Source organism: Frankia casuarinae (assembly GCF_000013345.1).
GTDB lineage: Bacteria > Actinomycetota > Actinomycetes > Frankiales > Frankiaceae > Frankia > Frankia casuarinae.
Window position 1 is genome coordinate 790,760 of sequence record NC_007777.1, and the last position, 12,995, is coordinate 803,754.

Below are 12,995 nucleotides of genomic sequence, written 5' to 3' on the forward strand. Positions count from 1 at the left end.
CCGTGCCCCTGATACCGTCCCACCGTCGTCTCCCGGCAGTGCCCCTGGAGTCCGGCGAGTTCACCGAGGTCGTGCTGCGCGGTCGGCTCACCGACCCGAGCGGACCCGGACGGTTCACGGCGAAGGTCGAATCCTTCGTCGGACACCGGTTCGGGGCCTCGCGCTGGATCGTGCTGACCGATCGGCGGCTGCTGGTCCTCGCCCCCTTCCCGCGGGAGGGCGACTGGTTCGACGTCGTCTTCGACCGTCGTGAGGTGACGGCGTCCCGAGGCGTCAAGCACGGAGATGTGATCACCGTCGAGCTCACCACTCCCCGCGGCCGTCAGGTTCTGCGCATCCCGGCCCGGCTACGCGGGGAGGCGAGCCGTTTCATCCGCGCGCTGCGCTAACAGTGAACGATCTCGCTGTGCGGCCTGTGTGGCCCGTGCGGCCGCCGGGAGCGGCGGTCTCGCGGTTACCGGCCGATAGGGTCAGGACTGGATCCCGCGACGGGCGCGGTGACATCGCCACACATCTGGCGAGAAAAGTACCCGGCGGGCCGGACCAGACTGCGATGGGAACAACGGATCGATGACTACGACCCAGTCGACCACCGGCGAGCTACCGATCCCGGTGGCGGGGGCCGCCACCTCGGGCGGGCGGCAGCGCACGGCCATGCGCACACATATGTGCGGTGATCTGCGATCGGATCACGTTGACCAGACCGTGACGGTGTGTGGCTGGGTGGCGCATCGCCGTCAGCATGGCCAGTCGCTGACCTTCGTCGACCTGCGTGACCATTCCGGGATCATTCAGGCGGTCGTCGACGGCTCGGTCGACGTCCGGACCGAGTACGTATTGCGGATCACCGGTACCGTCGCCGTCCGCCCGGAGGGGACCGCGAACCCCGCCCTGGCCACGGGCGAGGTCGAACTACGCGACTGCGAGGTGCAGGTGCTCTCGGTCGCGACACCGCCGCCGTTCCCGCTGGACGATCGAGCCGACTCCGTCGATGAGGCCACTCGTCTCGCCTACCGCTATCTCGATCTGCGCCGTGACCGGATGCAGCGCAACCTGCGGATCCGCTCGGCGGTTCTTGCGGCGATGCGCTCGGCGCTTGCCCCGCTGGACTTCGTCGAGGTCGAGACGCCGCTGCTGATGCCCTCGACCCCGGAGGGAGCACGGGAGTTCATCGTTCCGTCGCGCCAGTTCCCAGGCAGTTTTTACGCCCTCCCGCAGTCACCCCAGCTTTTCAAGCAGCTGCTCATGGTGGGTGGGACGGATCGCTATTTCCAGTTCGCCCGGTGCCTGCGCGACGAGGACCTACGGGCCGACCGGCAGTACGAGTTCACCCAGCTCGACCTCGAGATGAGCTTCGTGGACCAGGACGACGTGCTCGACGTGACGTCGGCGGCGGTTTTGGCCGCGGCCCGGGCGGTGACCGGCGGCCCCGTGCCGCCGATCGAGCGGATGTCCTGGCACGAGGCGATGAACCGCTTCGGGGTCGACAAGCCGGACCTGCGGTTCGGCATGGAACTCGTAGAGCTGACCGCGGTCTTCGCGGGTAGCGGTTTCAAGGCGTTCGCCGGGGCCGAGGCCGTCAAGGGAATCCGCGTACCCGGCGGATCGGCCTCGCACAACCGGCGCAAGCTCGACGATCTCACCGCGCGGGCGAAGGGACTGGGCGCGAAGGGCCTGGTCTGGATGCGGGTCGGTCCCGGCGGTGAACTGGAGTCCCCGGTGGCGAAGTTTCTCTCCGCCGAGGAACTCGCCGGCATCGTCGCGGCAACCGCGGCGGTGGCGGGAGACCTTCTTCTCCTGGTCGCCGACGAGTGGGCGACCACCTGCGAGGTACTCGGCCAGCTTCGCAACGATCTGGGCCGCCCACCGGCCGGCGAAGGTCCGTTGCGGTTCGTGTGGGTCGTCGACTTCCCGCTGTTCGTCGGGGTGGACCCTGGCACCGGACGGCCGAAGCCGGGGCATCACCCCTTCACCCGTCCGCACCCCGACGATGTGGACAAGCTGGAGACCGATCCGCTCGCGGTGCGTAGCCGGGCGTACGATCTGGTGCTCAACGGCTGGGAACTCGGATCCGGTTCGATCCGGATCCATGAGAGCGGTCTCCAGCAGCGCATCTTCGGGATCCTCGGAATCTCGCCGGCGGAGGCGAAGGCTCGATTCGGCTTCTTCCTCACCCCTTTTGGCTACGGGGCACCACCGCACGGCGGATTCGCGGTGGGGATCGACCGGTTGGTGGCGATCCTCGCCGGTGAGGAGAACATCCGGGAGGTCATCGCCTTTCCCAAGACCCAGTCGGGACTCGACCCGTTGACGGGCGCCCCGACGCCCGTGACCGATCGTCAGCTGCGTGAGCTGGGGGTGCGGGTGGTCACGGCACCGGCACCGGCACCGGCACCGGCACCGGGACAGGGGCAGGGCCCGGTAGCCGTCTGAGTGCGTCGGGCCTGGCCGATGAGCGGTGCGGTGGTCGGGGCCGGGCATTGCCGCGACCAGGCCTTTGGCCAGCTTCCCCGGTGGGGTGGTGGGGTAGGAACGGGCCGAATGGGGTAGTCACCTTCTGCTGCCCGTGAGCCGAGCCGGTGGGTGACGGCTGTCTGGTGCTGTTACCGACCCCGAGCTGTTACCGACCCCGAGACCCGACCCCAGGAGGCCAGGTGCAGATCCCTTTCTCGTCGTCGTCGAGCACCAGTCTCGGCATCGAATGGGAGCTGCAGCTCGTCGACCAGCAATCGCGCGAACTTCGCGGCGAGGCCAGCGGGATTCTTCACGAGCTGCGGGCGAAGGTCGGGGAGTGCGAGGCGGCCAAGGCCAAGCACGAGCTGTTCGAGTCGACCATCGAGGTCATCACCGGGGTCTGCGACTCGGTGGAGGAAGCGACCGCGGACCTGTCTGGAACCGTCTCGCTGCTGCGCGATCTGGCGGAACGGCGCGGGATCGGGCTGATGTGCAGCGGCACGCACCCAGCCAGTGACTATATGGGACAGCGCATCACCGAGGATCATCGCTATTTCCGGTTGGTCAGCCAGATGCAGTGGTTGGCCCGGCGGCTGCTCATCTTCGGCGTCCACGTACATGTCGGAGTGCGGTCTGCGGACAAGGCCATGCCGATCGTGAACGCTCTGATGGCCTATGTCCCACATTTTCTCGCCTTGTCGGCGTCGTCGCCCTACTGGCTGGGCGGAGACACCGGGCTGGCCTCATCGCGATCACAGGTCTTCGCGAGCCTGCCCACCGCGGGGCTGCCGTACCCGTTGGAGGACTGGCCGGGTTTCGAGTCGTTCATGGAGACACTGATTGTCTCCGGCACCATCGAGACGATCCGCGAGGTCTGGTGGGACATCCGTCCACATCCCAACTTCGGCACCGTGGAACTGCGGGTCTGCGATGGTCTGCCGTCCCTGATGGAGGTGGGGGCGGTTGCGGCTCTCGCGCAGTGCCTGGTTGACCGCATGAACACCCAGATCGATCGTGGGTATCGTCTCCCGACCCCGCAACGATGGCTCGTGCAGGAGAACAAGTGGCGGGCGGCCCGGTACGGTCTGGACGCGCAGATCATCGTCGATGGTCGGGGCGGTATCCGGCCGGTCCGGGATGACATCACCGATCTCGTGGAGGATCTGCTTCCGGTCGCCCACCGTCTCGGTTGTTCATCCGAGCTCTCCGACACGCTGACCATCCTGCGGACGGGCGCGAGCTATATCCGGCAGCGGGACGCCGCCCGGCGGGCCGGTGGAGATCTCACCCGGGTCGTCGATACCCTTCTCGAAGAGATGAACACCGGCCGTCCGGTAGTCGACGGCTAGACACGCCGGCGAATACCCCGAACCGCCTGCGTTCAGGGCCCGCGTGGCGTGTGCAGGGAGGAGCCCGGCCGGCAGATGAAGGTTGACGAGACCGCGGCGGTCGCCGGGTGGGTGGCCGCGCACGAATCCGAGCTGATCGCGTTGCGTCGCGATCTCCACGCTCACCCGGAGCTCGGCCGGCAGGAGCACCGCACCGCCGAGCAGGTCGAGGCGCGGCTTCGGGCCGCGGGACTGTCGCCGCAGCGCCTGCCGGACCTTCCTGGCCTGTGGTGTGACATCGGTGCCGGCGTCGATCATGATCCAGGCGCTCCCGTGATCATGCTGCGGGCCGACATGGACGCTCTTCCGCTCTCGGATATCAAGGACGTGCCGTACCGCTCCACCGTTCCGGGTGTGGCTCACGCCTGCGGACATGACGTACACACGACCGTGGCGCTCGGCGCCGGACTCGCGCTTGCCGAGGTCGCACGCGTGTCCACGCTGCCCGGGACCGTGCGCCTGGTGTTCCAGCCCGCGGAGGAGCTCATGCCGGGCGGCGCGTTGGACATCATCGACGCGGGCGTGCTGAAGCCGGTGACCACGGCGATCGCGCTGCACTGCGATCCGGCGCTCGACCTGGGCATGATCGGTCTGCGGACGGGTCCGATCACCTCTGCCGCCGATGCCGTCGAAATCACGCTGGCCGGGCCCGGCGGTCACACCTCCCGGCCACAGAACACAGTCGACCTGGTGTACGCGCTCGTCCGCCTTGCGGCCGATCTCCCTGCCGCGTTGGGGCGACTGGTCGATCCCAGGTCGGCGCTCTCCCTGGTCTGGGGTCAGGTGCAGGCGGGAACCGTTGCCAACGCCATCCCTCGTACCGGTCAGCTTCGAGGCACGGTCCGCACCCTGTCCCGGGAGACCTGGGAGAGCGTGCCGGCGCTGGTCACTCAGGTTGCCGAGCAGCTCGTCGCACCGTACGGAGCACAGATCGTGGTCGACTACCGCCGTGGCGTGCCGCCCGTGGTGAACAGCGTGGATGTCGTCGAGGTCCTTCGGACCGTCGTCGACCGCGTGTTTGGTCATGGGGCCTCCACCATGGTGGCGCAATCGCTTGGTGGTGAGGACTTCGGTTGGTATCTGAACCACGTGCCGGGGGCCTTGGCCCGATTGGGCACTCGGACACCCGGCGGCCACACCTACGACCTTCACCAGGGCAGCTTCGACGTGGACGAGAGGGCGATCGGTGTGGGCGTGAAGCTGCTTGCCGGCGCGGCTCTCGATCTGCTGACCCATACGCCCCCGGCGCCGTGACGCTACGTCCGCCTCTGTCCGGATCCGCGGCCGCGCCTCATGGTGTGATGCGTCACGCTGCCGTGATGCGTCACGCTGCCGTGATGCGTCACGCTGCCGTGATGCGTCATGCGGTCGGTCGCGAACGGAGTTCGGCCACGTAATCGGCGGGTGCCCCGGCCTTCTCCGCGGAATCGGCGATCATCTCGAGGTACCGGCGCGACGGGAGTCCTCCCTCGTAGGCGTCGAGAACATAGGTCCAGGCGAGGGCCTCCCCATCAAGGGTGGAGACCCGCACCCGGATGCGGGTGTACAGGCCGGTGTCCGCGCCCTCCCAGACGTCGAGCCGTTCCAGGTCGTAACGGTCGAGGTCGTACAGAAGGACGTACGCGTGAGCACCCGGAGCCTCGACGATGGTCGGCAAGGCTCCATCCCAACCGACGTTTTCACCGCCGAACGTGAGACGCCAGCCATTGATCCATCCAGTGCCGGTCACGGGCGAGTGCGGGGCCCGCTCCTTCATCTGCGCCGGGTCGAGGTTGCCGGCGTAAGCCGCGTACAAGGTCATTGTGATCTCTCGGAGGGTTACGGTGCGTGATTGTAACTGTAATTTCCGCTCATGAAAGGAGGAAGATGGCCCTACCTGACATCGCCGATGTCGGACTCCGTCTGCGATCCTACGGAGCCTCCCGCACCGGCAGGAGAGCGGCCGCGGCGGCGGGGCAAGATGATAAGGAAGCGATACCGGATCGGGAGGGCACGTGACTCGCATCGTCATTCTTGGTGGAGGGCCCGGAGGCTACGAGGCGGCTCTCGTCGGCGCCTCACTCGGCGCGACGGTCACCGTCATCGACTCGGAGGGGGTCGGTGGTGCCTGTGTGCTCACCGACTGCGTTCCCTCCAAAACCTTGATCGCAACTTCGGAGACCATGACGAACCTCGCTCTAGCTCCCGGCCTGGGTGTCCGCCCGCATAGTCTTGGCTCTGGGCCGGAACCGGCGTTGCCCCCCGTGGCCTGGGGGATCAGTACCGGCACGGACTCGGGCACCCGGCCGCTCACGCCCCCGGAGGTCGTCAATGTGGATGCGGAGCAGGTGTACGAACGGGTCCGTGATCTAGCCAAGGCCCAGTCCCTGGACATCGAGCGCCGGCTCGAGCGCGAGAAGGTCGATGTCGTGCACGCCTCTGGGCGCCTCGTCGGGCCGCACGCAGTCGAGACCAGCACCGGTGAAACCTTCGTCGGTGATGTGATTTTGATCGCGACCGGCGCCTCACCACGCGACCTCCCCACGGCCCGGCCAGATGGTGAGCGGATTCTCACCTGGCGCCACCTCTACGACCTCAAGGAGATACCCGAACATCTGGTCGTCGTCGGTTCCGGCGTCACCGGAGCCGAGTTCGCCAGCGCGTATCGGGCGCTTGGCGCCGAGGTCACGCTGGTTTCCTCGCGCGAACGCGTGCTGCCGGGGGAGGACCCGGATGCCGCCCGGGTCATCGAGGATGTGTTCGTGCGGCGTGGGATCGAGGTGCTCAACCGATCGAGGGCGGCGTCGGTACGGCGCATCGGGGACGGTGTGATCGTCGAGCTGACCGACGGCCGGACCGTTACGGGAAGCCACGCTCTGATGGCGGTTGGTTCGGTACCACGCACCAAGGGCCTGGGACTGACTGACGTGGGGGTACGGCTTGGGCCTGGTGGGCATGTGAACGTGGACCGGATGTCGCGGACCTCGGTGCCGGGTGTCTACGCGGCCGGTGACTGCACCGGAGTCCTCCCGCTCGCATCGGTCGCCGCGATGCAGGGGCGTATCGCCATGTGGCACGCCCTCGGCGAGGCCGTCACACCCTTGCGGCTCGGGACGGTGTCGTCCAACATCTTCACCGAGCCGGAAATCGCCACCGTCGGAGTCACGCAGGTGATGAAGGACACCGGGGCAGTCGCAGCCGAGGTGACCACAGTTCCACTCTCGCGGAATCCGCGGGCGAAGATGATGGGTATTGAGGACGGCTTCGTGAAACTGTTCTGCCGTCCGGGGAGTGGAAGTGTGCTTGGCGGTGTCATTGTCGCGCCGCGTGCATCCGAACTCATCCTCTCTATCTCGCTCGCGGTCGAACACGGTCTGACCGTCGATCAAATCGCACATACGTTCTCGATCTACCCGTCGCTCTCCGGATCGATCACCGAGGCGGCTCGCGTCCTGCGTACGCGCGACTTCTTCGCGGGATTCGACAACCCAGAGTGAGCAGGGGCCCGGCAGGGCCGCGCGCGGCACCTCCTGCCATCTTGGGCTGCCGTGTTGGGCCGCGGACGGCAGTCGCCGCTGCCGGGCGCTGCCCGCAGACGCAGACGAGTGGCGCGGGCACCGACCCGTCCCGACTCTCATGACGAAGGTCGGCGCGGCGAGTACTGCCGACGCCTGCCTGTGGAGAAGGCTACGAGTTGTCCCCGTCCCCCTCGTCCTCATCGTCGCTCGTGGGGAAAATTGGAGGAAAGCCATGCTGTTCCAGCCGGCGGTTCCGGAAGAACCCGCTGGTGGCGAAGCCGAGCCCGATCCCAGAAATCAGAAGAAACGCGACGACGATGGCTCGGACTTCGAGCTCACCGGGCAGCAGGGCAAAGATCAGCGCGAAGGGCAACATCAGCAGGAAGGGCCGTGTCGCCTGGCGCAGCCTCCAGCCGGGGCCGGTGAGGTCATGCGAGACCCAGTCGTTGTAGGCCGGAGGAAGGGTCCCCCCAAGCAGGTAGTGCACTCGCCCGGTCAGCGGTGGTCGCTGAACGACCGGGCGGGCCACCGCCAGCTTCCGGTCCTGGCCGCTCACCGTCGGGCTGTCGTTACCGTCCATACCTCGCAGCCTATGAAGTCTGCGGTGGAGAGGTGGCAGTCGACGGTGGGCAGGTCGAGCTTCAGTGTGCTCTAGTCTTTGATCTCACAGAGCACGGTGCCGCTGGTGACAACGGCGCCGACGGTCGCAGCCAGTCCGGTGACCGTGCCATCCCGATGCGCGTTGATCGGCTGTTCCATCTTCATCGCTTCCAGAACAATGATCAGATCACCCGCGGAAACGGTGTCGCCGTCGTTGACCGCGACCTTCACGATGGTGCCCTGCATGGGACTGGCCAGGGCGTCGCCCGTGACCCTGGCCGCCGCCGTGCCGCGAGCGCGCCGCTTGGGCGCCGCTCCCCGGGAAGCGGCGACGGGGGCAGAACCGAATCCGGCGGGTAGCACGACTTCGAGGCGTTTGCCGCTCACCTCGACAACCACGGTCTCCCGCGGCTCGGGGGTGGTGTCGGCCTCAGTCCCTCCCGCGAAGGCCGGGATGGTGTTGTCGAACTCGGTTTCGATCCAGCGGTTGTGGATACGGAAAGGCTCTGCGGCGTCCTCCGGGGCGAAGGCGGGATCCCGTACGACCGCGCGGTGGAACGGCAGCGCCGTCGCCATTCCCTCGATGACCATCTCATCGAGGGCACGCCGAGCCCGCTGCAGAGCTTCCTGCCGGGTTGCTCCGGTGATGATGAGCTTTGCGAGCAGGGAGTCGAAGGCGCCGCCGATGACGCTGCCGCTTTCGATGCCGGTATCGAGCCGGACGCCGGGGCCGGCCGGCGCGATCAGCTTGGTGACCGTGCCGGGTGCGGGAAGGAAGTTACGGCCGGGATCCTCACCGTTGATGCGGAATTCGATGGAGTGACCGCGAGGAGCCGGATCGGTGAAGTCGAGTGCCTCACCCTCGGCGATACGGAACTGGGCACGAACCAGGTCCACTCCGGAGACCTCTTCGGTCACCGGATGCTCGACCTGGAGGCGGGTGTTGACTTCAAGGAAGCTGATCATGCCATCGCGGGCGACGAGGAACTCGACGGTCCCGGCCCCGACATAGCCGGCTTTCTTGCAGATCGCCCTCGAGGCGTCGTACAGCGAGTGGAGCTGAGCCTCCGAGAGAAACGGTGCCGGCGCCTCCTCCACGAGCTTCTGGTAACGGCGCTGGAGTGAGCAGTCGCGGGTACCGACCACGACGACGTTGCCGTGCGTATCCGCCAGGATCTGGGTCTCGACGTGGCGCGGCTGGTCCAGATACCGCTCGACGAAGCATTCCCCGCGACCGAACGCCGCGACCGCCTCCCGGACGGCACTGTCAAACAGTTCGGGGAGCTCCTCCGCGGTCCAAGCGACCTTCAGTCCGCGCCCTCCGCCACCAAAAGCGGCCTTGATGGCAACCGGAAGGCCGTACTGCCCGGCGAAGGTGACAACCTCATCGACGCCGGCCACGGGGTCTGCGGTGCCGGGCGCGAGCGGCGCGCCGACCGCTAGTGCAATATGCCGGGCCGCGGTCTTGTCTCCGAGACGGCGGATGGCCTCCGGCGGCGGGCCGATCCAGGTGAGGCCTGCGGAGATCACGGCCTCCGCGAAGTCCGCATTCTCCGAGAGAAAACCGTATCCCGGGTGGACGGCGTCGGCCCCGGAGGACTCGCAGGCATCGAGAATTTTGTCGATGCGCAGGTACGAATCACCAGGGGTCGCGCCTCCCAACGCAAATGCCTCGTCAGCAACGCGTACGTGCAGGGCATTGATATCTGGTTCCGCGTAGACTGCGACGCTGGTGTATCCGGCGTCGCGGCAGGCGCGGGCCACTCGAACCGCGATTTCTCCCCGATTGGCGATGAGGATCTTACGCACGTCGCTCCCGTCCTCGTCCGGCCTGCCTGCGTGTAGGTGAGTCGGGCCGCACATTTTGCTGTCATTGTACCCAGATGTGATGCTGCAGACATCCCGACGTCATGTCTATCGGTTGATCACCAGTCGGCTCGAGTGCGCGCACCCGGCGTCATCCCGGACCTTTGCCACGCCCCCGGTCCGGTGGTGAGACTGCCACGGAGCGCCAGCGTCGGGCTGGCCCAGGACGAACGGCGGGTGGCCGGTGCCGACGAGGGAACGGCGCGAGCCGTCAGGAGCGCCACCACGGCGGCGATCTCCTCCGGCGTCGCCTCACCGCGGATCAGCTGCAGCCGAGGCTGACTCGCCCGCCTGTCATCGTCCTGAACCACGTTTTTCTCCTCGGTACCTCGAGTAGCTGGTGCGTCGTACGTATGCCGTCCGTGGGCCCGCGGCCCGGGAGATCTCCGCCGCGGGCGGATTCCCCTTCCGGCGAGCCGGCGACGGCAGATCCCGCCTATAGCGGGATGTTGCCGTGCTTCTTCGGTGGCAGGGATTCACGCTTGGTACGCAGCAGACGCAGTGCTCGAATGAGCTCGCGCCGCGTTTCCGACGGGCTGATGACCGCGTCGAGATAGCCCCGTTCCGCCGCGATGTAAGGGGTCGCGAAGTGATCGGTGTAGTCTTGGATCAGCTCGGCCCGACGAGTCTCCGGTGACTCGGACCTGGCTAGATCCCGTCGATAGATGATGTTGACGGCACCCCGGGCGCCCATCACCGCGATCTCGGCGGTTGGCCAGGCAAGGTTGATGTCCGCCCGCAGGTGCTTGGACCCCATGACGTCGTAGGCACCGCCGTAGGCCTTCCGAGTGATCACCGTCACTTTCGGTACGGTGGCCTCTGCGTAGGCGTAGATCAGCTTGGCGCCACGGCGAATGATGCCGTTCCACTCCTGGGAGGTGCCGGGAAGGAAGCCGGGGACGTCGACCAGAGTCAGCACCGGGATGTTGAATGCGTCGCAGGTCCGGACGAACCGGGCGGCCTTCTCGCTGGCGTCGATGTCGAGGGTGCCGGCGAACTGCATCGGCTGGTTGGCGACCACCCCGATAGAACGTCCATCCACCCGGCCGAATCCGACGATCATGTTCTGGGCGAACTGAGCGTGGACCTCGAGAAAGTCACCCTCGTCGAGGACCCGCTCGATGATCTGGTGCATGTCGTACGGAGTGTTCGGGGAGTCGGGGATGAACGTGTCGAGATCCGGGTCGATCTCGGCGTCCAGATCGTCCACGGCGTCGTAGCTCGGGGCGTCGTCGAGATTGTTCGACGGAAGGAACGACAGCAGCGCACGGGCGAGTTCGAGGCACTCCGTCTCGTCGGCCGACTGGAAGTGCGCGACACCGCTGCGGGAGTTGTGGGTGTGTGCGCCACCCAGTTCCTCCATGCCCACGTCCTCGCCGGTGACCTCCTTGATCACGTCGGGGCCGGTGATGAACATGTGGCTGGTCTGGTCGACCATCAGGGTAAAGTCGGTGATCGCCGGAGAGTACACGGCGCCACCGGCGCATGGCCCCATGATCAGTGAGAGCTGTGGGACGACGCCGGAGGCCATCACGTTGCGGTAGAAGATTTCGCCGTACAGACCGAGGGAGACGACACCCTCCTGGATACGCGCTCCGCCGGAGTCGTTGATGCCCACGACGGGGCAGCCCGTCTTCAACGCAAGATCCATGATTTTGACGATCTTCTCACCGAAGACCTCACCCAGGCTGCCACCGAAAACGGTGAAGTCCTGGCTGAACACGCAGACCTGCCGGCCGTCGACAGTCCCGTACCCGGTCACCACGCCGTCGCCGTACGGCCGGTTGGCCTGGACGCCGAAGTCGTGCGCGCGATGGCGGGCGAAGGCGTCGGTCTCGACGAACGACCCGGGGTCGAGGAAGGCCTCGACCCGTTCGCGGGCTGTCATCTTGCCCTTGGCATGCTGCGCGTCGACCGCTCGCTGGGACCCGGCGTGGACGGCATCATCGTTCACGCGCCGCAGGTGGGCGAGTCGGCCTGCGGTGGTGTGCGGGTCGGGAGCGGAATCCTCTGCGGACGCGGGAAGAGCCATAACCGGCAGCGTACGACCCCCGTGGGTCCACGCGTGTGATTGATGTGCAGCGGATCTCACCGGATAGGCGAGATTCGTGGGCCTCCGGCGAGTTGACCGTATCCCGGATCAGCTCGCCGATCGTCCGCCGATCGTCCGCCGATCGTCCGCCGATCGTCCGAGTCGCCGACGGGTGACCGGACGGTCTGGCAGGGTGGACCGGTGCCACCCTCGAAGGAGCCCGCACCCGCGGGACCCTCTCCCGAGCAGCCCGCGTCCGGCAAGCTCCCGTCCGGCAAGCCCTCGCCGGCGTCCCCTCGGGCCCGCCCTGCCGGAGAGGGGCGATTCTCGTCCGTCGGAACACGTGAACCGCTGGACGCCGCACGCCTCGCGGCCCGTGCCGCCGCGGTCGGTCTCGACCTGACGGTGGTAGAGGAGACCGACTCGACCAACGCCGCGCTGGCGCGCATCGCCCGGGGCGAAGACACCGCCCGGGGCGAAGACACCGCCCGCGGCCGGGGACGGGTTCTCGTCGCCGAACGGCAGACGGCGGGTCGTGGTCGGCTCGACCGATCATGGGAGTCTCGCCCTGGTGCCGGGTTGACGGTCTCGCTGCTGCTGCAACCCCGGCTACCGATGTCACTGTTCGGCTGGCTGCCCATGGTGGTCGGAACCTCGCTTCTGGCGACGCTACGCGAGGTGGCGGCGGTTCCCGCAGTCCTGAAATGGCCCAATGACGTTCTCGTTGACGATGCGAAGCTCGCCGGCATCCTGGTCGAGGTCGTCCAGGTCCCACTATCGTCACCCTCGGTGATTATCGGTTTTGGGTTGAATGTCATGGCGGAGCGTGACGAGCTCCCGGAGCGGTCGACAAGCCTGCTGCTCAGCGGCGCGCTTCCGGCGGCTCTGGACCGGACCGAGCTGCTCGGGGTGGTACTCGCGGATCTCGTCGGGGCGATCACTGGCTGGGAGGCCGACCCGCAAGCGGCTCGCGCGGAGTACCTACGGGTGTGCGCGACGATCGGCAGGCGGGTGCGCGTCGAGCTGCCGGACGGTTCGGCGGTGCTCGGGACCGCCACCGACGTTGACCCCGACGGCCGGCTCGTCGTCAACGGGCGACCCTACAGCGCCGCCGACATCGTTCACCTGCGGTGACGAGGGACCCGGCAGTGATCTGTC

The 12,995-nt window shown here is 67.4% G+C and carries 11 protein-coding genes; 6 read left to right on the forward strand and 5 right to left on the reverse strand.

From position 1 onward, the window contains the following. Positions 1-2: 2 nt before the first annotated feature. From FRANCCI3_RS03480 to FRANCCI3_RS03495, 4 genes are all read left to right on the forward strand, one after another. Positions 3-389 carry a hypothetical protein gene (locus tag FRANCCI3_RS03480; RefSeq protein ID WP_023839883.1) on the forward strand — a complete coding sequence of 129 codons (387 nt, stop codon included), beginning with the start codon at positions 3-5 and terminating at the stop codon, positions 387-389. 181 nt (positions 390-570) lie between these two features. Next, on the forward strand, positions 571-2,433 hold the full coding sequence (gene aspS, locus FRANCCI3_RS03485; RefSeq protein ID WP_011435145.1) for an aspartate--tRNA ligase: 1,863 nt from the start codon (positions 571-573) through the stop codon (positions 2,431-2,433). A 221-nt stretch (positions 2,434-2,654) separates the two neighbouring features. After that, positions 2,655-3,803, forward strand: coding sequence for a glutamate--cysteine ligase (locus FRANCCI3_RS03490; RefSeq protein WP_011435146.1), 1,149 nt, complete (start codon positions 2,655-2,657; stop codon positions 3,801-3,803). A 75-nt stretch (positions 3,804-3,878) separates the two neighbouring features. Continuing rightward, positions 3,879-5,096, forward strand: coding sequence for an amidohydrolase (locus FRANCCI3_RS03495; protein ID WP_023839885.1), 1,218 nt, complete (start codon positions 3,879-3,881; stop codon positions 5,094-5,096). 106 nt (positions 5,097-5,202) lie between these two features. Here the strand turns inward: FRANCCI3_RS03495 and FRANCCI3_RS03500 are convergent, their stop codons facing one another. Then, positions 5,203-5,643 carry a gamma-glutamylcyclotransferase gene (locus FRANCCI3_RS03500; protein WP_011435148.1) on the reverse strand — a complete coding sequence of 147 codons (441 nt, stop codon included), beginning with the start codon at positions 5,641-5,643 and terminating at the stop codon, positions 5,203-5,205. 193 nt (positions 5,644-5,836) lie between these two features. On the opposite strand from FRANCCI3_RS03500, the gene FRANCCI3_RS03505 reads away from it, so the two are divergent. After that, positions 5,837-7,318: an NAD(P)H-quinone dehydrogenase gene (locus FRANCCI3_RS03505; RefSeq protein WP_011435149.1), complete on the forward strand. Its 1,482-nt coding sequence runs from the start codon at positions 5,837-5,839 to the stop codon at positions 7,316-7,318. Between the two features lie 190 nt (positions 7,319-7,508). On the opposite strand, the gene FRANCCI3_RS03510 is transcribed toward FRANCCI3_RS03505, so the two are convergent. The 4 genes from FRANCCI3_RS03510 to FRANCCI3_RS03525 form a co-directional block, all read right to left on the reverse strand. Further along, complete coding sequence (locus tag FRANCCI3_RS03510) at positions 7,509-7,919, reverse strand: DUF5313 family protein (protein WP_011435150.1); 411 nt, start codon at positions 7,917-7,919, stop codon at positions 7,509-7,511. Positions 7,920-7,990: 71 nt separating this feature from the next. Next, entirely contained in the window at positions 7,991-9,748 is a 1,758-nt protein-coding gene (locus FRANCCI3_RS03515; protein ID WP_011435151.1) for an acetyl/propionyl/methylcrotonyl-CoA carboxylase subunit alpha, read from the reverse strand. A 116-nt stretch (positions 9,749-9,864) separates the two neighbouring features. Beyond that, complete coding sequence (locus FRANCCI3_RS24020; protein ID WP_011435152.1) at positions 9,865-10,116, reverse strand: acyl-CoA carboxylase subunit epsilon; 252 nt, start codon at positions 10,114-10,116, stop codon at positions 9,865-9,867. Between the two features lie 125 nt (positions 10,117-10,241). Then, positions 10,242-11,837 (reverse strand): acyl-CoA carboxylase subunit beta, encoded by a 1,596-nt coding sequence (locus FRANCCI3_RS03525; protein ID WP_011435153.1) that lies wholly within the window; start codon positions 11,835-11,837, stop codon positions 10,242-10,244. Positions 11,838-12,038: 201 nt separating this feature from the next. On the opposite strand from FRANCCI3_RS03525, the gene FRANCCI3_RS03530 reads away from it, so the two are divergent. Next, positions 12,039-12,971: a biotin--[acetyl-CoA-carboxylase] ligase gene (locus FRANCCI3_RS03530; protein WP_011435154.1), complete on the forward strand. Its 933-nt coding sequence runs from the start codon at positions 12,039-12,041 to the stop codon at positions 12,969-12,971. Positions 12,972-12,995: the final 24 nt, after the last annotated feature.